The 18,779-nt window shown below is 69.9% G+C and carries 15 protein-coding genes; 4 read left to right on the top strand and 11 right to left on the bottom strand.

What is annotated here, in order from left to right:
* Window positions 1-72 precede the first annotated feature (72 nt).
* Window positions 73-2,274, bottom strand: a complete 2,202-nt coding sequence (locus H5398_RS07590) for a polyribonucleotide nucleotidyltransferase (RefSeq protein WP_182782996.1) — start codon at window positions 2,272-2,274, stop codon at window positions 73-75.
* A gap of 211 nt (window positions 2,275-2,485) precedes the next feature.
* On the opposite strand from H5398_RS07590, the gene H5398_RS07585 reads away from it, so the two are divergent.
* A complete protein-coding gene (locus H5398_RS07585) occupies window positions 2,486-5,833 on the top strand; it encodes a bifunctional proline dehydrogenase/L-glutamate gamma-semialdehyde dehydrogenase (RefSeq protein WP_182799603.1) in 3,348 nt (1,115 codons plus the stop codon).
* 68 nt (window positions 5,834-5,901) lie between these two features.
* Here the strand turns inward: H5398_RS07585 and rpsO are convergent, their stop codons facing one another.
* Window positions 5,902-6,165, bottom strand: coding sequence for a 30S ribosomal protein S15 (gene rpsO, locus H5398_RS07580; RefSeq protein WP_182782998.1), 264 nt, complete (start codon window positions 6,163-6,165; stop codon window positions 5,902-5,904).
* Window positions 6,166-6,370: 205 nt separating this feature from the next.
* Between rpsO and H5398_RS07575 the strand changes: the two genes are divergently transcribed.
* Window positions 6,371-6,850, top strand: coding sequence for a GNAT family N-acetyltransferase (locus H5398_RS07575; protein ID WP_182782999.1), 480 nt, complete (start codon window positions 6,371-6,373; stop codon window positions 6,848-6,850).
* Window positions 6,851-6,860: 10 nt separating this feature from the next.
* Here H5398_RS07575 and H5398_RS07570 read toward each other — a convergent pair whose 3' ends face one another.
* From H5398_RS07570 to H5398_RS07550, 5 genes are all read right to left on the bottom strand, one after another.
* On the bottom strand, window positions 6,861-7,748 hold the full coding sequence (locus H5398_RS07570) for a bifunctional riboflavin kinase/FAD synthetase (protein ID WP_182799602.1): 888 nt from the start codon (window positions 7,746-7,748) through the stop codon (window positions 6,861-6,863).
* A gap of 14 nt (window positions 7,749-7,762) precedes the next feature.
* Window positions 7,763-8,632, bottom strand: coding sequence for a tRNA pseudouridine(55) synthase TruB (gene truB, locus H5398_RS07565; RefSeq protein WP_182783001.1), 870 nt, complete (start codon window positions 8,630-8,632; stop codon window positions 7,763-7,765).
* Window positions 8,629-9,069, bottom strand: coding sequence for a 30S ribosome-binding factor RbfA (gene rbfA, locus H5398_RS07560; protein WP_182783002.1), 441 nt, complete (start codon window positions 9,067-9,069; stop codon window positions 8,629-8,631). Before rbfA ends, truB begins: the two co-directional genes overlap by 4 nt.
* Window positions 9,069-11,999: a translation initiation factor IF-2 gene (gene infB, locus H5398_RS07555; RefSeq protein WP_182783003.1), complete on the bottom strand. Its 2,931-nt coding sequence runs from the start codon at window positions 11,997-11,999 to the stop codon at window positions 9,069-9,071. Before infB ends, rbfA begins: the two co-directional genes overlap by 1 nt.
* Window positions 12,000-12,197: 198 nt before the next feature.
* Entirely contained in the window at window positions 12,198-12,431 is a 234-nt protein-coding gene (locus H5398_RS07550) for a YlxR family protein (protein WP_182799601.1), read from the bottom strand.
* 127 nt (window positions 12,432-12,558) lie between these two features.
* On the opposite strand from H5398_RS07550, the gene H5398_RS07545 reads away from it, so the two are divergent.
* A complete protein-coding gene (locus tag H5398_RS07545) occupies window positions 12,559-13,137 on the top strand; it encodes a hypothetical protein (RefSeq protein ID WP_182783005.1) in 579 nt (192 codons plus the stop codon).
* 65 nt (window positions 13,138-13,202) lie between these two features.
* Here H5398_RS07545 and H5398_RS07540 read toward each other — a convergent pair whose 3' ends face one another.
* The 4 genes from H5398_RS07540 to rimP form a co-directional block, all read right to left on the bottom strand.
* Window positions 13,203-14,345, bottom strand: a complete 1,143-nt coding sequence (locus H5398_RS07540) for a resuscitation-promoting factor (protein WP_182783006.1) — start codon at window positions 14,343-14,345, stop codon at window positions 13,203-13,205.
* 92 nt (window positions 14,346-14,437) lie between these two features.
* On the bottom strand, window positions 14,438-16,312 hold the full coding sequence (locus tag H5398_RS07535) for an LTA synthase family protein (RefSeq protein WP_182799600.1): 1,875 nt from the start codon (window positions 16,310-16,312) through the stop codon (window positions 14,438-14,440).
* 12 nt (window positions 16,313-16,324) lie between these two features.
* Entirely contained in the window at window positions 16,325-17,299 is a 975-nt protein-coding gene (gene nusA, locus H5398_RS07530; RefSeq protein ID WP_182783122.1) for a transcription termination factor NusA, read from the bottom strand.
* Window positions 17,299-17,784 carry a ribosome maturation factor RimP gene (gene rimP, locus H5398_RS07525; RefSeq protein ID WP_182799599.1) on the bottom strand — a complete coding sequence of 162 codons (486 nt, stop codon included), beginning with the start codon at window positions 17,782-17,784 and terminating at the stop codon, window positions 17,299-17,301. Before rimP ends, nusA begins: the two co-directional genes overlap by 1 nt.
* A gap of 65 nt (window positions 17,785-17,849) precedes the next feature.
* Between rimP and H5398_RS07520 the strand changes: the two genes are divergently transcribed.
* Window positions 17,850-18,779, top strand: coding sequence for a hypothetical protein (locus tag H5398_RS07520; RefSeq protein ID WP_182799598.1), 930 nt, complete (start codon window positions 17,850-17,852; stop codon window positions 18,777-18,779).

The following is an 18,779-nucleotide window of genomic DNA, read 5'->3' as shown; positions in this document are numbered from 1 at the left end:
TCGGGGAACGCCGCAGGGGCGGGCCCGGTTCATCCGGACCCGCCCCTGCGGTGTGTGCCTGTGTGACCGAGGTCAGTCGTTCGACTCGGCCTTCTCCTCCACCACCGGGATCAGCGACAGCTTGCCGCGATCGTCGATGTCGGAGATCTCCACCTGGAGCTTCTGGCCCACAGACAGGATGTCCTCGACGTTCTCGACGCGGGCGCCGCCGGCCAGGGGGCGCAGCTTCGAGATGTGAAGGAGTCCGTCCTTGCCAGGCAGCAGCGACACGAAGGCGCCGAAGGTCGTGAGCTTGACGACGGTGCCCAGGTAACGCTCGCCGCGCTCCGGCAGGTGCGGGTTGGCGATGGCGTTGATGGCCGCGACAGCGGCATCCGCGGCCTCACCGGTCTCGGCGCCGACGTAGACCGTGCCGTCGTCCTCGATCGAGATGTTCGCGCCGGTGTCATCCTGGATCTGGTTGATCATCTTGCCCTTGGGGCCGATGATCTCGCCGATCTTGTCCACCGGGATGCGCACCGTGATGATGCGGGGGGCGAACGGGCTCATCTCATCGGGCACGTCGATGGCCTCGTTCATGACGTCCAACAGCGTGTGCCGGGCGTCACGGGCCTGCAGGAGGGCCTTCTGGAGCTCGAGGGCGGGGATGCCGTTGAGCTTGGTGTCCAGCTGCAGGGCGGTGAGGAAGTCCCTCGTGCCGGCCACCTTGAAGTCCATGTCACCCAGCGCGTCCTCGGCGCCCAGGATGTCGGTCAGCGCGATGTACTTCGTCTCGCCGTCGACCTCCTCGGACATGAGTCCCATTGCGATGCCCGCGACAGCGGACTTCAGCGGGACACCCGCGTTGAGCAGCGAGAGCGTCGAGGCGCACACCGAGCCCATCGACGTGGAACCGTTGGAGCCCAGCGCCTCCGAGACCTGACGGATGGCGTAGGGGAACTCCGAGCGCGTGGGCAGCACGGGGATCAGCGCCCGCTCAGCCAACGCGCCGTGTCCGACCTCGCGGCGCTTCGGGGAGCCGACGCGACCCGTCTCACCGGTGGAGAAGGGCGGGAAGTTGTAGTTGTGCATGTAGCGCTTGGTGCGCTCCGGGGAGAGGGTGTCGATCTTCTGCTCCATGTCCAGCATGTTCAGGGTCGAGACACCCATGATCTGGGTCTCGCCGCGCTGGAAGAGAGCCGAACCGTGGACGCGCGGGATGACCGCGACCTCCGCCGCCAGCTCGCGGATCTCAGCCGGGCCGCGACCGTCGATGCGGACCGCGTCGGTGAGGGTGCGGTGGCGCACGAGCTTCTTCGTCAGCGCCTTGAGTGAGGCGGACACCTCACTGAGGCGACCCTCGAAGCGCTGGGCGAGCTGCTCGGTGACGTCCTGACGGATGGCGTGGGTGGCCTCGTCACGCTCCTGCTTGCCGGCGATCTGCATGGCCTCGGCCACGCGGGCGCTGGCCAGCTCGGAGACGGCCTCGAACACGTCGTCCTGGTAGTCACGGAAGACCGGGAAGTCGTAGGTCTCCTTGGGCAGCTTCGCGGCCAGTTCGGACTGGGCGTCGCACAGCGCCTTGATGAAGGGCTTGGCCGCCTCGAGACCCAGGCCCACGACCTCTTCGGTGGGGGCGGTCTTGCCGGAGCGGACGAGCTCCCATGTGGCCTCGGTGCCGCCGGCTTCAACCATCATGATGGCGACGTCGCCGTCGGCCAGCACGCGGCCGGCCACCACCATCTGGAAGACGGACTTGGACACCTGCTCGACGGAGGGGAATGCCACCCACTGGTCGTCGATGAGGGCCACCCGAACGCCGCCGATGGGGCCGGAGAACGGCAGCCCGGCGATCTGGGTGGACATCGACGCAGCGTTGATGGCGACGACGTCGTACATGACGTTGGGGTTGAGCGACAGGACGGTGACAACCACCTGGACCTCGTTGCGCAGGCCCTTGACGAACGCGGGGCGCAGCGGGCGGTCGATGAGGCGGCAGGCGAGGATGGCGCCCTCGCCCGGGCGGCCTTCGCGACGGAAGAACGAGCCGGGGATCTTGCCCGCGGCGTACATGCGCTCCTCGACGTCGACGGTGAGGGGGAAGAAGTCGAGAGCGTCGCGCGGGGTCTTCTGCGCGGTGGTGGCCGACAGCAACATGGTGTCGCCGTCCAGGTAGACGGCGGCCGAGCCATCGGCCTGCTGGGCCAGCACGCCGGCCTCGAAACGTACAGTGTGCTTGCCGAACTTGCCGTTGTCGATCACGGCTTCAGCGAATTCGATGCCTGGTCCTTCCATGGACAGGCTCCTTTCGATTGGGTGTCGCCACCCGCGCACGGCGATGCTCGCCACGCCTGCCGGTCTTCGATCGAGGCCCGCGGGTGCGCGCTCTCTGGGCGCCCGAAAGCCACTACCGAGGACCAGACGGACACGTGCGCTGGGCGGCGGGGTGGTATGAAACATATTCAGTTGTCCGGTGCAGTCTAGCCGCTTGGGCCACGATGGTTGAATGCTCAGTGTCACCACCCCGCAGTCCGTGGAGGCCGCGGTGGCCACCGCACGACGATGGGCTGCCGAGACCGCCGGCCGCTCCGAGCCCCCCGCGGCGCGGCTGCTGGCGAGGGTCCTCGCCCACCCGCGCGGCCTGGCGTTCACCCTGGATTTCGTCGACGGGGTGCTCCGCCCCGAGGATCCTACGGTGGCCGGCGCGGCGCTGGGGGCGCTGGCGCGACGCCCGGCCCCGTTCCTGCCCCTTCCGCTGCGGTGGGGCCTCCGGGCGGTCCGCATCGCACCCAGGCCCGCCCTCCCTCTGGTCCGCGCGGCCTTCGCCGCGCTGGTGGGCGACCTGGTCATCGACGTGGGGCGGCGGCTGGGCCCATCGCTGCGGCACGCCCGGCGGCGCGGCGCAGACCTCAACGTCAACCTCCTCGGCGAGGCCGTCCTCGGGGACGCCCACGCCGCCGGGAGGCTCCGCGAGACGATGCGCCTGCTGGCGCGCGACGACGTGGACTACGTCTCCATCAAGGTCTCAGCCGTCCTGGGACCGCACTCCCCCTGGGCGCACGCCCAGACCGTGGAGGAGGCCGTCACGAGACTCCGGCCCCTGATGCTCCTGGCCGCCCGCGCAGGCAAGTTCGTCAACCTCGACATGGAGGAGTACCGGGACCTGCACCTCACCCTGGACGTGTTCGCCGAGCTCGTCCTCGACCCGGAGCTGCTCGGGCTGCGGGCGGGCCTGGCGGTACAGACCTACCTCAAGGAGTCCGGCCTGGTGCTTCGCCGAATCGACGAGCTGGCCAGGCGACGGGTCGCGGCTGGTGGCGCGCCGCTGAAGGTCCGGCTCGTCAAGGGCGCCAACCTTGCGATGGAGCGGGTGCAGGCCGAGCTTCGGGGCTGGGAGAACCCGGTCCTGGATGGCAAGGCGGCCACCGACGCCGGCTTCCTGCGCGCGCTGGAATTCTGCCTGACCCCGGAGCGGGCCGCACGGCTCCTGGTGGGGGTGGCCAGCCACAATGTGTACACGGTGGCCGCCGCGTGGGAGCTCGCGAAAGCCAGGGGCGTGACCGGCCAGGTCGACGTCGAGATGCTCTCCGGCATGGGGGCGCCGCTCCAGCGCGTGATCCTCCGCGAGGTCGGACGCCTGCGGCTCTACGTCCCGGTGGTGCCGCGCGCCGAGTTCGACTCGGCCATCTCCTACCTTGTGCGGCGCCTCGAGGAGAACGCCGCCCCGGAGAATTTCATGTCGGGCGCCGCCCACCTCGGCCGCGATGCCGGCTTCCTGGACATGGAGGAGGCGCGGTTCCGCGATGCCCTCACCCTCGTCGACTCCCCCGTGCCTCAGCAGTGGGCCACCCAGGCCCGACCCACCGGCGGCCACGGCTTCGTCAACGCGCAGGACACCGAACCGGCGCTGCGGGCCAACCAGGCGTGGGCCGCCGGCATCCACGCACTCCTCCCCAGCCCGGGGTTGGGCGCTGCGAGGGTGAGCCACGCCACCGTGACCTCGTCCGCAGGCATCGACGAGACGCTCCGCCGCGGCAGGGACGCCGGAGCGGTATGGGCCGCCGTCCCACCGGTTGAGCGGGCCGCCGCCCTGCGCCGGCTGGCGGGTGAGCTTGAGGCGGGCCGGACGGCGCTCGTGGCGGTGGTGGCCGACGAGGTGGGCAAGCTGATCGACCAGGCCGACGTGGAGGTCTCGGAGGCGGTTGATTTCGCCCACTACTACGCCGAGCGGGCCATCGACCGCATCGAGGGCGCCCACCACGTCCCGCCTGGGCTGACCGTCGTCGCGCCGCCGTGGAACTTCCCCATCGCCATCCCCCTGGGGGGTGTGGCGGCCGCGCTCGCCGCGGGGTCGGCCGTCCTCCTCAAGCCGGCTCCCCCGGCCCGAAGGACGGCATCGCTGCTGGCCGAGGCCTGCGACCGCGCCGGCCTGCCGCCCGGGGTGGTGCAGTTCGTGGTGGTCGACGACGGACCCCTGGGCGAGTCGCTTCTGTCGGATCGCCGCGTAGATCTCGTGATCCTCACCGGGGCCGCGGAGACCGCGTCGCTGTTCCGGTCCTGGCGCCCGTCGATGCCCCTGCTGGCGGAGACCTCCGGCAAGAACGCGATCGTCGTGACTCCGTCTGCCGACCTCGACCTCGCGGTCGCGGACCTGGTCACCTCTGCGTTCGGGCACGCCGGCCAGAAGTGCTCGGCGGCCTCCCTGGGGATCCTGGTCGGTTCGGTGGCCCGGTCGCGCCGGTTCCGCGACCAACTGCTCGACGCGGTCGGGTCGCTGAGGGTGGCCTGGCCGATCGACCCGGCGGCCCAGATGGGGCCCCTCACCGAGCCACCCAGGGACAAGCTGCTGCGCGGCCTCACCGGACTCGAGCCGGGCCAGCGCTGGTTGATCCGGCCCCGCCGCCACGACGACCGGCTGTGGAGCCCCGGCGTCCGCGCCGGGGTCCGCCCAGGCAGCGAGTTCCATCAGGTGGAGTACTTCGGCCCGGTGCTCGGCCTGATGGAGGCCGCCTCACTCACGGAGGCTCTCCGGTGGCAGAACGGCACCCCCTACGGCCTCACTGCGGGGCTCCACTCGTTGGACGAGCGGGAGATCAACACCTGGCTGGACGGCATCGAGGCGGGCAACTGCTACGTCAACCGCACCATCACCGGCGCCATCGTCCGCCGGCAGCCGTTCGGCGGCTGGAAGCGCTCAGCCGTGGGCCCCGGCGCCAAGGCCGGCGGGCCGCACTACGTGCAGAGCCTGGGCCGCTGGGAGGCCGATGAGGAGTGGCCGGGCACGGGCGCCGTCCCCACCTCACCGATGCTGGCGCGGTTGGTCCGCGCCTCGCGGGCCGCCCTCGGCGAGGCCGACGCGCTTCGGCTCGGCGCCGCCGCGGCGGGTGACGAGGAGGCGGCGCGGGCGGTGTTCCTCGCCTCGCACGACCCCACCGCCCTGTCCGCAGAGCGCAACGTCCTGCGCTACCGGCCGGCGACAGTGACCGTCCGCGTCGAGGAGTGCGAGGAGTGGGCCGTTTTCCGCGAGGCCTCAGCCGCGCTGGCGGTGGGCGCACGGGCGGGTTTCTCTGTGCGCCGGCCGCTCAGCGGGGGTGTCGCGGCGGCGCTGGACGAGGCCGGTCTCGAGGTGAGGGTCGAGGACGACGCGCGCTTCGACGCCGCAGCCACAGGGCGGATCAGGCACCTCGGGCGGCGCGATCTGCTCGCGGACCTCGGCGGCTCGATCGACGCCACCGTGTACCCCGGCGGCCCGCTGCCGGGTCGCCTCGCCTGCCTGCCCTACGTGCGGGAACAATCCGTGTCGCTCACCGCGCACCGCTTCGGGCACGCCTCCCGGATCCAGCTCGACCTGTAGGAGGGGAGAGGAAACGGTTCAGGGCACCCCGAGATGGGGTGCCCTGAACCGTGATTAGTGGTCCGCGATCAGCGGCGCAGGCCGAGGCGTGCGATCAGCGCGCGGTAGTGCTCAATATCGTTCTTGGCGACGTAGTTGAGCAGCCGGCGGCGCTGGCCGACCATGAGCAGCAGGCCTCGGCGGCTGTGGTGGTCTCCCTTGTGAGCCTTGAGGTGCTCAGTGAGGTGGGAGATCCGCTTGGTCAGCAGCGCGATCTGCACGTCAGGCGAGCCGGTGTCCCCGGGTGCGATGGCGTAGTCGTCGATGATCTTCTTCTTGTCCACAGCGTCCATAAATATGGGTCCTTCCGGTTCGCTGCACGGCGCCCCCGTTGCGGGTGCTGTCGGGGCTCTGACGGGTCCGTGGCCGATCGAACGGCAACCTGGGAACCCTATCACCGCCAGTGCAGCTCCCCCAAACCGCTCACTGTCCGGGGGTCGGACTCCGTGAAAGGGGTAGGGTGGGACCAGTCCCCTGCAGAGTGAACAAGGAGCCCCTATGGCCGTCGCCGTCCGTCCTGCGACATCAGCAGATCTTGAGGCCCTGCGCTCACGTCAGTCGCGGCCGGAGCTCGGTCTGGTTGACGAGCACTTCGAGGCGCAGCAGCGCGGCGCACTGATCTTCGCGGTCGCCTTCGACGGCGACGAGCCTCTGGGCACGGCGGTGCTGGACCTCGACGCGGACTCGATGACTCCCGAGCTGCGCAACATGTTCGTCTACCCGGAGGCCCGTCGCAAGGGCGCCGGCCGGGCATTGAGCCAGTTTCTCGAGTCGGAGGCTCGCGCCCGCGGCTTTGCAGCGGTGTACCTCGCGGTGGATCCCAACAATGAGAAGGCCGTGCCGCTGTACATCTCGCTCGAATATCACCCCACAGGCGAGCACCTGTTTGTCGACGAGCCCGAGGTGCAGCAGGTGGATCCCGACGCTGAGCCCAGCCAGCACTACGCCATCTACAAAAAGTCGCTGACCGCCCGCTGACCGGTGGGGCTCAGCCGAGGAGCCGCCGCCTGGCTGCCTCCACGTCGGCTCCCATCTGCTCGACCAAGGCGTCGATGCCGGTGAAACGCACCTGTCCGCGGAGCCGCTCGACGAAGTCCACGGCCACCTCCACCCCGTACAGCTCGAGGTCCGTGCGGTCCAGGACGTAGCTCTCCACCCTGCGATCCGCACCGTCGAACGTGGGATTGGTGCCCACCGAGATGGCCGCCGGCATGGGCTCGCTGCCCCGTTCGTCGAGGTTGGTCAGCCACCCGGCGTAGACGCCGTCTGCGGGCACGGCCATCTCGGTGGACACGGTGAGGTTCGCCGTCGGGAAGCCGAGGTCCCTGCCGCGCTGGTCACCCACGACCACCACCCCGCGGAATCGGAAGGGCCTGGTGAGGTGTTGGGCCGCGCCCGCCACGTCCCCGGCTGCCAACAGCTCCCGGATGGCGGTGGAGCAGGTGACCTCATGGTTGATCACCTCGAGCTGGAGCGGGATCACCTCGAACCGTCCCGCGCCGAGCTCGGCGAGCGTCCGCACGTCGCCCGCGGCGCGACGACCGAAGCGGAAGTTCTCCCCCACAACCACGCGCACCGGGTGAAGAGGGATGAGGAACCGGTCCACGAACTCGGCCGGGGACATCGCCGCCACCTCCGGGGTGAACCGGATCACGCGCACCTCGTGAGCCCCGGCACCCTTGAGCAGTTCTATGCGGGTCCGGAGATCGCTCAACAGCTTCGGGGCCGCGGCGGGGCGCAGCACCGTCACCGGGTGTGGCCAGAAGGTCAGCACGACCAGCGGGTGATCGACGTCGCGCGTCGCCTCGGCCAGCACGCGGCGATGGCCGACATGTACCCCGTCGAAGTTGCCGATGACGACGACCGTTTCAGTCACAGTTGCTCAATCTGTCATGCTCCGACCAGCACCGCAAGCGGTCTCGCACCGCCGTCGGCCGGTTCATACAGGGCGAGGAGTTCCCCGGAGGGTGAGAGCATCCCGGTGGGTGAGCCCGGGACGGGGCGGGCCAGGGGGCGACCGTAGCCGACGTCGCGCGCCTCGTCGTCGGTGAGGTCCACGACGGGGAAGCTGAGGCGCGCCGCGTCCGCCATCGACATCAGCTCCGGCGGCTCGTCGGAGAGGACGACTGCGTTCTCCAGCGCGTAGTGCCCGATACGGGTGCGCCTCAGAGCTGTGAGGTGACCACCCACCCCGAGGGAGGCCCCGAGGTCGCGGGCGATCGCCCGGATGTAGGTGCCCGAGGAGCATTCGATATCCAGGTCCACGTCGAGGCGTGCCCCGTCGACGCGTACGGCCAGCACGTCGAGCCGGGCCACCGTCACAGGGCGCGCCTTCAGCTCGACGGCCTCCCCTGCCCGCGCCAGAGCGTAGGAACGCTTCCCGTCGACTTTGATGGCCGAATAGCTGCTGGGCACCTGCAGAATGTCCCCCCGTAAGGGGATCAGCGCCCCTTCCAGCTCCCACTCCGTGACGGCCGAGGCGTCCGCCACGAACACCACCTCGCCCTCGGCGTCGTCGGTGGCCGAGGACTCCCCCAACCGCACGGTGGCCAGGTAGCGCTTGTCGTGCAGGGCCAGGTGCCCGAGCAGCCGGGTGGCCCGGTTGACGCCGAGGATCAGCACGCCCGTGGCCATGGGATCCAGGGTGCCTGCGTGCCCGATCTTCCGCGTGCCCAGGAGCCTGCGCAGCCGACCCACCACCTGGTGGGAGGTGACCCCCGACTCCTTGTCGACGATCACCACCCCCGAGGTCCGGGTCACTGCTCGTCGTCCTCCTCGGACTCGCGCGGCTTCCGGTACGGATCCGACTCGCCGGCGAAGGTCTTGCCGGCGGCGGCCTGAGCCGCCGCGGCATCCTTGGCCTGCACCTCCGCCAACAGGTCCTCCATGTGCCGCGCCACCTCGGGGGTGGCGTCGAGCACGAAGGACAGCGTGGGCGTGAACTTCATTCCCAGGTGCTGCCCAACGGTGGAGCGGAGCATGCCGGTGGCCGACTCGAGCGCCGCCGCGGATGCGGCACGCGCCTCGTCGTCACCCAGCACCGTGTAGAAGGCCGTGGCGTCGCGGTTGTCCCCGGTCAGCCTCACCTCCGTGAGGGTCACGAAGCCCAGACGGGGATCCTTGACGCGTCGCTCGATGGTGGTGGCGAGGATGACCTTGATCTGGTCCGCCAGCTTGGCGTTTCTTGGACCTGGCATCAGGAGCGCTCCTTCTCCACCATCTCGAACGTCTCGATGACGTCTCCGATCCGGATGTCGTTGTAGTTGTTGAGCGTGACACCGCACTCGAAGCCCTCGCGGACCTCAGTGGCATCGTCCTTCTCGCGCCGCAGCGAAGCGATGGTGCTGGTAGCCACCACCACCCCGTCGCGCAGCAGGCGTGCACTGGCGTTGCGACGGAGGGTGCCGTCGGTGACCATGCAGCCTGCGATGTTGCCGAACTTGGACGAGCGGAAGATCTCGCGGATCTCCGCCTGGCCACGCACTTCCTCGGCGAAGATCGGCTTGAGCATGCCCTTGAGCGCCGCCTCGATCTCGTCGATGGCCGAGTAGATGACCGAGTAGAACCGCATGTCCACGTTCTCGCGGTCCGCCATCTGCGCCGCGTGCGGCGTGGGCCGCACGTTGAAGCCGATGATGACAGCCTTCGAGGCCGCAGCCAGCGAAACGTTGGTCTCGGTGATGGCACCGACACCGCGGTCGATGACACGCAGCGACACCTCGTCGTTGACCTCGATCTTGGACAGTGCATCCTCGAGCGCCTCGACCGAGCCCGCGCCGTCGCCCTTGAGGATGAGCAGCAGCTCCTGCGCCTCGCCCTTCTCCAGCTGCTCGAACAGCTGGTCGAGGGTCTTGCGACGGCTCGTCTTGGCCTGCTGGGCGGCGCGCATGCGGGCCTCCCGCTTGTCGGCGATCTGACGCGCCATGCGATCGTCCTCGACGACCAGGACGTTGTCACCGGCCCCGGGCACGGACGTGAGTCCGAGTACCTGAACGGGCATCGACGGCGGGGCGGAGTCCATGATCTCGCCCTGATCGTTGATCAGGGCGCGGACACGCCCGTGAGCCGAACCGGCCACGATCGAGTCGCCGATCCGCAGCGTGCCACGGTGCACCAGCACCGTCGCCACGGGACCACGGCCCTTGTCCAGGTGCGCCTCGATGGCCACACCCTGGGCGGGCATGTCCGGGTTGGCACGCAGGTCCAGAGCGGCATCCGCGGTCAGGACGATGGCCTCGAGGAGTTCGTCCAGACCCTGGTGCGTGATGGCGGAGACGTCAACGAACTGGGTGTCGCCGCCGTACTCCTCCGGCACGAGGCCGTACTCGGAGAGCTGCCCGCGAACCCGCGTGGGATCCGCCGCCTCCTTGTCGACCTTGTTGACCGCCACCACGATCGGCACGTTCGCCGCCAAAGCGTGGTTGAGCGCCTCGATGGTCTGGGGCATCACGCCGTCATCCGCCGCCACCACCAGCACGGCGATGTCGGTGGACTTCGCGCCGCGGGCACGCATGGCGGTGAACGCCTCGTGGCCCGGGGTGTCGATGAACGTGATGGGACGGACGTTGCCGTCCACCTCGGTGACCACCTGGTAGGCGCCGATGGCCTGCGTGATGCCGCCGGCCTCCTTGGCCACGATGTTGGTGTCACGCAGGGCGTCCAGCAGCTTGGTCTTGCCGTGGTCCACGTGACCCATCACCGTGACGACGGGGGGACGGGCTTCAAGGTCGTCCTCGTCGCCGATGTTCTCGCCGAACTCCAGATCGAAGCTCTCCAACAGCTCGCGATCCTCGTCCTCGGGCGAGACGACCTCGATTCGGTAATCGAGCTCGGCACCCAACACCTCGAGGGTGTCGTCTGCCACGGACTGGGTGGCCGTGACCATCTCACCGAGGTGGAACAGCACCTGCACCAGCGACGCGGGCTCGACGCCGATCTTCTCGGCGAGGTCCGTCAGGGATGCGCCGCGGCGCAGGCGCACGGTGGCTCCGTCGCCCTTGCGCAGACGCACGCCGCCGATCGCCGGCGCCTCCATCTGGTCGAACTCTTGCCTACGCTGCTTCTTCGACTTGCGTCCACGGCGACCGGCCGCGCCACCGCGACCGAAGGCTCCCTGCGTACCGCCGGTACGGCCGCGACCGCCACCGCGACCGCCACCGCCTCCAGCCGGGGCACCCATGCCGCCGCCCATGCCGGGACCGCCGGCTCCACCGGCTCCACCGGGCCCACCCGGACGGCCACCACCGGGGCGACCACGGCCGGGGCCGCCAGGCCCAGCGGGCCGACCGCCACGGGCGGCGGGGGCGCCGAGCTGGGTGTTGGATGTCTTGGGCATCATCGCCGGGTTGGGGCGGGGCATGCCCGGCACCCCTCCGGTGCCGCCGGGACGCGGCATCCGGTCACCGGCACCGGCAGGTGCGCCTGGGCGGGCACCTGGAGCGCCTGGGCGTGCGCCGGGCGCGTCGGGGCGACGACGCTGCTGCGTGCCCATCCCCTGGGCGGGAGCGAACGGGTTGTTACCGGGCCGAGGGGCGCCCGGCTTGCGGGAACCGGCCCCTGGTGTGGGGGCTCCGGGCCTGGGACCAGGGACGCCTGGGCGGGGGGCTGACGAGCCGGGTCCGGGACGCTGTCCGGGGGCGGCAGGCCGCTGCGGGGCCGGCGTAGCCGGGCGGGCCGCCTGGGGCGCCGGAGTCACGGGCGCCGCGGGGGGCGTCGTCGGCCGAGGGCCAGGGGCCGGCGCGGGTGCTGGGGTGGGCGCCGGCGGGATGGGTGCCGGTGCCGGGGTGGGCCTTGGTGCCGCGGGGCGCGGGGCATCCGTGGACGGGGCGGGCGCGGGGGCTGCCGGGGCCACGGGAGCTGACGGGGTGGCGGCGGCGGGCGTGGCGTCCGACGCAGCCGGGGCGGGCTTCGGGCGCGCTGCCGGAGCCGGGGCGGGCTTCGGAGCGGTCGTCGGGTCGGCGGGGGCGGGCGCGCTACCCAGCGCTTCCCGGATGCGGCGCACGACTGGTGCCTCCAGCGTGGAGGACGGTCCGCGAACGTACTCGCCGTTCTCTCCCAGCCAGGCCAGAAGGTCTTTGCTTGTCTTACCGATTTCCTTGGCGATCTCGTGGACGCGAGGCTTTGCCACTACTCTCCTTTGCGGCCCGACCTCCAAGGGGCGAACCTTTAGTTGTGCTGAATCATCGTTGGGTTCTCATCGAGTGGTCATGAGCGTGAGCCCACCTTCTGGTTGTCGCCCTGTCGGGCGTGGAACGATGCGGCCACGACAAAGACGTGGGCCGCTGGACATCATATCCTCCCGAAGAGGCTTGATCCAGCCAGAGTGTCAAGCCGCAGGCCAGTGCGCAGCCGGGTCCAGCTCGACGGCTGCACCGAAGGCCCTCCGGACCGCCCGGCGGCGGATCGCCAGTTCCAGGCAGCCGGCGTGAACGTAGGCTCCGCGTCCCGGGAGGCGCGGTCGGGTGCCGTCGACGGCGAGGTCGCCTCGTCGGACGAGCCGAAGGAGCCGGTCCTGATCGTCACGGCCTCGACAGCCGATGCAGGTGCGTTGGGGAGTCATCGGACCCAAGCCTACGGCCACATTGCCAGCAACACCCCAGGCACCGCACAGCGTCCTGACAGGGGGCGGCGGGAAGGTTGATCCATCGGGCATCAGGCCCGAGATCTACTCACCATCAGGAGGACACATGCAGAACAAACTGATCGCCGGCATTTCCGCCGCCGCCATGGCCGCGGGCCTGGGCTTCGGCGTCTCACAGATCGCCACCGCCGACACCACCACCCCCACCCCGAGCGCGTCGGCATCGGCCAGCGAGGACTCCTCGGCCCCCCTCGGATCACGCGAGGGCAAGGGCCGCCACGGCGACCGCGGAATGCCCGGTGCCGACGCGGCCACCCTCGCCGAGAAGCTCGGCGTGGAGGAGGACGCGCTCGAGGTCGCGATGGATGCGGCCCGCGAGGGCCTGGAGTTCGTCCAACCCTCAACGGATGCCACCGACGAGGAACGCGAGGCGGCGCGGACGGAGCGGCAGGCTGCGTACGTGAGCGCGCTCGCGGGCGAACTCGGCATCGACGAATCGAGGGTGCAGGCCGCCCTCGACGAGATCCAGGCCACCCGCACAGCCGAGCGGGCAGAGGCCGACACTGCGATCCTGGACCAGGCTGTCACGGACGGGAAGCTGACCCAGGCCGAAGCGGACACAGTGCAGAAGGCGATCGACGCCGGCATCGTCTCCACCCGCGGCGGTGGGCACCGGGGCCGCTGATCGACACAGACAAGACCCGGTGGCTCAGGCCACCGGGTCTTGTCTGTGCGCCGAGGCGCAGGGTGTCAGGCGCAGCTCCACGGCTGGGTGCCGCGGATCGCGTAGAGGCGGTTCGCCACGGTGATCTGCTCCGCGCGGCTGGCCTGGTGGGGGTAGGACGCGAAGTCCTGGCCGTTGACCGAGCGCCAGGTGGCAAGGTTGAACTGCAGGCCCCCGTAGTAGCCGTTGCCCGTGTTGATGTCCCAGCGGCCGCCCGACTCGCACTGGGCGATCCGGTCCCACATGTCCGCACGGGCGAGGTTGATGGCACCGCCGGATGACGACGTCGAGGAGGACGTGGACGAGGATGACGTGGACGAGATGGCAGGGGCGGACACCTTGGTGCCCACCGTGGTGACCTGCGTCACGGGCTTACGGGTGACCACCCGCTCGTCGAGGGCGGAGCTGACCAGTGTGCCGTCCTCATACACCTCGGTGTAGGTCTCGCTGGCGAGGCCGTTGACTCCCTTGGTGGTGATCTTGCTGGTTCCCTTGGCCAGGTCCGCGGACTTCACCGAGGTCTTCTCGAAGGGCACCGCCACCTCTTTGGTGGCCTGCTTGACCTCAACAGCGACCACGGTGATGGCTAGTCCGTCCTCCAGAACGGTGCCGGCCGCGGGGGTCACCTTGTCGTCGGAATCCGGCTTGACGCCGGCCTGGGCCAGCGCATCCGCGACAGTACCGGCCACGGTCAGCTGGGCGGGCGTCCCCGCCACCGTCAGCGTGACGTCCTTGGCGGTGGCCAGCTCCATCGTCAGCCCCTGGCGGGAGATCGTGGTGGAACGGGACGTGGAGAGCTTCGAGTCGGCGGCGCCCAGGTTGAGCATCGACAGCGCCTCGCCAACGGTGCGGGCGGTGGTCCAGACGGTCCGCTTCTCGCCGTCGACCGTCACTTCAAGCTCGCGGCCGAAGGCGACGCTGATCTCCATGTCGTCGTCGACCTCGGTGTCCGGCCCGGGCAGGACCACATCATGCCGGCCCAGCTCGATGTTCTCCAGCTGCAGCACCTCGGCGACTGTGTCCTCACGCACCGCAATGGTGCGAGAGACGCCGTCGACGACGAGGGTGACGTCGTTCTTGTGCAGGGCTGTCGCGACTCCCGCCGCGGTCACGAGCGCGAGCGCGCAGCCGCCGGCCGCCACGGGGATCCAGAACTTCTTCGCCTTCAACACGAACTCCTCAAGTTTCAGCAGTGTGCTATCAGGCTAACCCGGAAGTTGAGAGAAAACCAAAAATAACCTGAGATTCTCTCAGTAGTGGGCTACTGTCCGGCGCGGTGTGCCTCGTACATCGCCTCGGTGTCGACGTACCACGCCAGCGCGACGTCGCGGAACTCGCCCATCCACGCCTCATCCGCCGTCGCGGCGAGGTCGTTGAGCTCGAAGGGGTCCGCCGCGAGGTCGAAGACCTCGTCGCGCCGGTCTCCGAAGTGGTGGATGAGCTTGCGGTCACCGTCGATGACCGCCGTGCAGCGCCCCCGCGCGAGGCAGGTGGCCACCAACGGACCTTGGGGCTCTCCGCTGTAGAGCGACGGCTGATACGCGTGCCCGGAGACCAGGTCGAAGCCGAGAGCGTCGACGGCGGTGGGCAGGACTGCCAGCTGGTTCGCCGGCTGCCCCAGCTGCTCTCCCTCCCGCTGGGGGTCGTGCACCAGGAAGGGGATCCTGACGCCCTCGTCGTAGATCGTGTTGTCGTGCTGGAAGACGCGGTGCTCGCCGAAGCCCTCGCCATGATCGCCTGTCACCACGAAGACGGTGTCCTCGTAGAGTCCGAGCTCCTTGAACATGTCGATCACGCGGCCGACGAAGGCATCCTGGTAGTGGATGCCGTTGAGGTACGAGTTGAGGAGCGGATCCTCCACGAAGTCGATCGGCTCGTGGCCCTCGAGCACGTAGTCGTGGTGCCCCGTGACTGTCAGCATGCCGAGCATGAACGGCTCGCCGTCGGTGGTGGCCAGCCAGTCACGAGCGGGTCCGAGCATGATGTCGTCTTCGTAGCCGAAGTAGTTGGCCTTCCCGAAGCCGACCTTCGGCATGCTGTCCACGGAGCGGAAGAAATCGAAGCCGAGGTTGTCCACCGTCCCGCGCCTGCGCTCGAAGTGTTCGGTGGCCGACTGGAGGAACGCGGTCTCGTAGCCCTGGTCCCCCAGCAGTTCGGCCAGGCACGGCATCGGCATGCTGCCTGCCTCGGCCTCGGTGTTGTCGTGGTCAGGAGGTGCGGCGACCCCGCAGTGGACGGCTGTGAGGGCCTTCGAGGTGTGCGGAAGGAGCGAGTAGCCGCGCGACGGCGTGAGGCTGGACTCCGCAAGCGCATCGAGGACAGGGGTCACGGGTTGGCTCGTGGGAGGCAGCGTCGAGGTGGCGCGCTGCGACTCGAGGGTGATCACCACGAGGTTGCGCCCGGAGGCATCGGGCCGGGGCACCAACCGGGTCTCACCGACAGCCTGAGCGACGGCGACCGCACTGGCCGGCTCCGGATAGGCGTCCGCCTCACGGATCGGGGCGACGACGAGCTGAACGGGCGGCGCGAGCGCGAAGGCGGCCGAGACGGTGGGCGCGCTCCAGGCCGAGGCGGCCAGCAACAGAGCGGCCACTGCCACCACCACGAGCCGACGCACCAGCCGCGAGGGCTTCCTCAGGGCCCGCGAGACCAGGGGCCCCAGCAGCAGGGGCGCGACGAGGGTGTTCACCAGCACCCCGACGGCCAGGGCGATCATGCCGGGGGTGATCTGGGATTCCAGGAGACCGTGCAGCTCTCCCCCGCCGCGCCACGCGTACTCGATCTGCATCCAGGTGAGCGGGTTGCCAGTCGTCATCACATAGCTGTGGCTGACCACCAGGAAGAGCCCCAGCACCAGCGTGGCGGCGTGGGCCAGATAGAACGCGATGGTACGCAACCACCCTGGGCCGACCGCCGACAGCACCCCCCACAGGAGCACCCATGCGGACCCGAAGGCCACATCGGACCACACGCGGGCGGCCACCTCGCCGAGGTCGGCGTCCGGGAAGTACGCGCCGGTGCGCGCGAACTTCAGCCACACCCCCATGAGCGCGACGGGCAGCAGGAGCACGACGAGGCGGCCCCACTTGTGGCGGGGCTTGAGTAAACGGGAACCAAACGGGCGGTGAACAGGCATCGTTGGGACATGTTACGCCCCCGGTGCGGTATCGGGCTGAATGTCGATTCGCCACCCGGTGAGGCGGGCGGCCAACCGCGCGTTCTGCCCCTCGCGCCCGATGGCCAGCGAGAGCTGGTAATCGGGAACGATCGCGCGGCAGGCGCGCGCCTGGAGATCCATCACCGTCACCGACAGGACCTTGGCCGGCGACAGGGCCGCCGCGACAAACTTCGCCGGGTCCTCGGAGTAGTCGACGATGTCGATCTTCTCCTCCCCCAACTCGTTGGTCACGGCGCGGACGCGTTGTCCCATGGGTCCGATGAAGGCGCCCTTGGCGGAGACATCCGGGTGGTTCGAGCGCACCGCGATCTTGGTCCGGTGCCCGGCCTCGCGCGCGATCTCCATGATCTCCACCATCCCCTGCCCGAGCTCGGGCACCTCCATGGCGAAGAGCTTCTTGACCAGGTTGGGGTGCGTGCGCGACACGATCACCTGGGGACCGCGCAGTTCACGGCGGACCGCCACCACGTAGACCCTGAGCCGACGGCCGTGCGAGTAGTCCTCCCCCGGAACCTGCTCGGCCAGCGGCATCATCGCCTCGAGCGAACCGAGGTCCACCCGCACCGCCCTGGTGTCGCGGTCCTGCTGGATGGTGCCCACCACGATGTCGCCCTCGGTGCCGGCGAAGTGGCCGTACTTCTGATCATCCTCGGCCTCCCTGAGCCGCTGGAAGATCACCTGACGAGCAGTGGCCGCCGCGATCCGGCCGAAGTCATCAGGCGTGTCGTCGAAGTAGCCGATGATCTTGTCGTCGTCGTCGAACTCGGGGGCGAGCACACTCACCTTGCCGGTCTTGCGGTTGACCTCGACCTTGACCCCGCGCAGGGCGTGCGGGGTCTTGTTGTACGCGTTGAGCAGTGCGTCTTCAAGGGTCTTGATGAGGTAGTCCTCGGAGATCTCCTTGTCCCGCTCGATTGCGCGCAGCGCTGCCAGATCGACGTCCATCATGCTTCCTCTCCGTCATCGTCGGCCAGGGAGCGGTTGAGCTCCACCTGGACGACGGCCTTCCTGATGTCGCTGAGCGCGACGGTGCGGTGCGTCCCCTCGACGTCCAGAGTGACCCCCTCCTCGGTGACGTCGACGATCCGGCCGGTGGTGTCCCCCTCCGCCAGCCACAGCTTGACGAGCCGGCCGGTGTTTCTGCGGTAGTGCTTGGCGGCGGTGAGGGGGGTGCTGACGCCACGCGAGCTCACCTCGAGGGTGTAGGGACGTGTGCCCACGGCGTCGCTCTCGTCGAGCGCCGCCGAGATGGACGAGGCTGCGCGGGCGATGTCGTCGAGCAGCGGTCCCCGACCCAGCGGTCCGTCGCCGTCGACGCTGATCCGTAGTACGGAGCGCTTGCCGAGAGGTGTGACCTCCATGCTGTCGAGCTCGAGTCCGTGCTCCGCGAGGATCGGTTCAATGACCGACGCGAGCGTGTTCTCCTGCATCTTCGGCTCCATATCCGGTTGTTGGCCTAATTGTGAAGACCAAGCATACCGATAGGCTGAAGTCCATGAGATGTGGCAGGCGCGCGGTCCTGGCGGCCCTGCTCGTTGCGGGCTGCGGCCTGGACCCCACCATTTCCCAGCCGTCGCTCCCTGCGCCCGAGCCGGATCCGACCCCCAGCCAGACCGCCGAGGCCGCTGAGGCCGCAGCCGCGGTGGCGGGGCTGGTTGCCGCCATCGAGGCGGGTCGTTCCGCCGAGGGCGCCCCGGCGACTTATCCCGCCTGGGCCGACGCCGCCGTAACCGCTCTGGGCGCCGTGCTGGACCGCCTGCGGGCAGCTGACCCGGTGGCGGGGGGAGAGCCCGTCTTCGACCTGCCACCGCACTCCCCCGCGACCCCGCCGCCCGCGGGGCTTGAGGAGTCGCTGGCGGCGGCGTCGACGGCGGCGGAGACCTCGCTGCGCCGCGCCGCGCTGGCCGCACAGGCCCAGCCGCTCAGGCTGCTGTACGCCTCCGCGGCGTGCACGTCCCGCGGATTGACGACGGTGGGGGCAGCACCCGTCGAAGGCGAGGCGGAGCCGCGTCACTTTCAGGGCACCACCGTGGCCGCGTCGCTCCCCATCGCCCTCAGCCACTCCTGGGCGCTGATCTACGGGCTCGGCGTGGGGATCGGCCGACTCGACGGCGACGACCCCCTGCGCGACCTCGGAACAGCCCGGCTGGCCACCGCGAAGGAGTTGCGCAACGAGCTGCGCAACGCGCTCCCGGCGGTCGCACCTGTGCAGCCCGCGACGTTCGAGCTGCCCACGGCGATGACCACCAGCGAGGAGATCCGGGCGGGATGGGGGGCGCTGGAGCTGGGGCTCCTGGAGGGCCTCGGCCGGCTGGTGGCAGCGGGAGGGCCGGGCCGTGAGCGTTGGCTGGAGCTCATGGTCGGGGCCGCCGATTCCGTGGGGGCCATGGGCCGGCCCCTCCCCCACTGGCCAGGCTGGGTCTGA

It is taken from the genome of Tessaracoccus sp. MC1679 (assembly GCF_014164775.1).
Taxonomy (GTDB): Bacteria; Actinomycetota; Actinomycetes; order Propionibacteriales; family Propionibacteriaceae; genus Arachnia.
This window is presented reverse-complemented; position numbering and strand designations above follow the sequence as displayed.

Coding starts and splice junctions, on each gene's coding strand:
- H5398_RS07590 (WP_182782996.1), bottom strand. CDS start 2,274: ATGGAAGGACCAGGCATCGAATTCGCTGAAGCCGTGATCGACAACGGC.
- H5398_RS07585 (WP_182799603.1), top strand. CDS start 2,486: ATGCTCAGTGTCACCACCCCGCAGTCCGTGGAGGCCGCGGTGGCCACC.
- rpsO (WP_182782998.1), bottom strand. CDS start 6,165: ATGGACGCTGTGGACAAGAAGAAGATCATCGACGACTACGCCATCGCA.
- H5398_RS07575 (WP_182782999.1), top strand. CDS start 6,371: ATGGCCGTCGCCGTCCGTCCTGCGACATCAGCAGATCTTGAGGCCCTG.
- rbfA (WP_182783002.1), bottom strand. CDS start 9,069: ATGCCAGGTCCAAGAAACGCCAAGCTGGCGGACCAGATCAAGGTCATC.
- H5398_RS07550 (WP_182799601.1), bottom strand. CDS start 12,431: ATGACTCCCCAACGCACCTGCATCGGCTGTCGAGGCCGTGACGATCAG.
- H5398_RS07545 (WP_182783005.1), top strand. CDS start 12,559: ATGCAGAACAAACTGATCGCCGGCATTTCCGCCGCCGCCATGGCCGCG.
- H5398_RS07535 (WP_182799600.1), bottom strand. CDS start 16,312: ATGCCTGTTCACCGCCCGTTTGGTTCCCGTTTACTCAAGCCCCGCCAC.
- nusA (WP_182783122.1), bottom strand. CDS start 17,299: ATGGACGTCGATCTGGCAGCGCTGCGCGCAATCGAGCGGGACAAGGAG.
- rimP (WP_182799599.1), bottom strand. CDS start 17,784: ATGCAGGAGAACACGCTCGCGTCGGTCATTGAACCGATCCTCGCGGAG.
- H5398_RS07520 (WP_182799598.1), top strand. CDS start 17,850: ATGAGATGTGGCAGGCGCGCGGTCCTGGCGGCCCTGCTCGTTGCGGGC.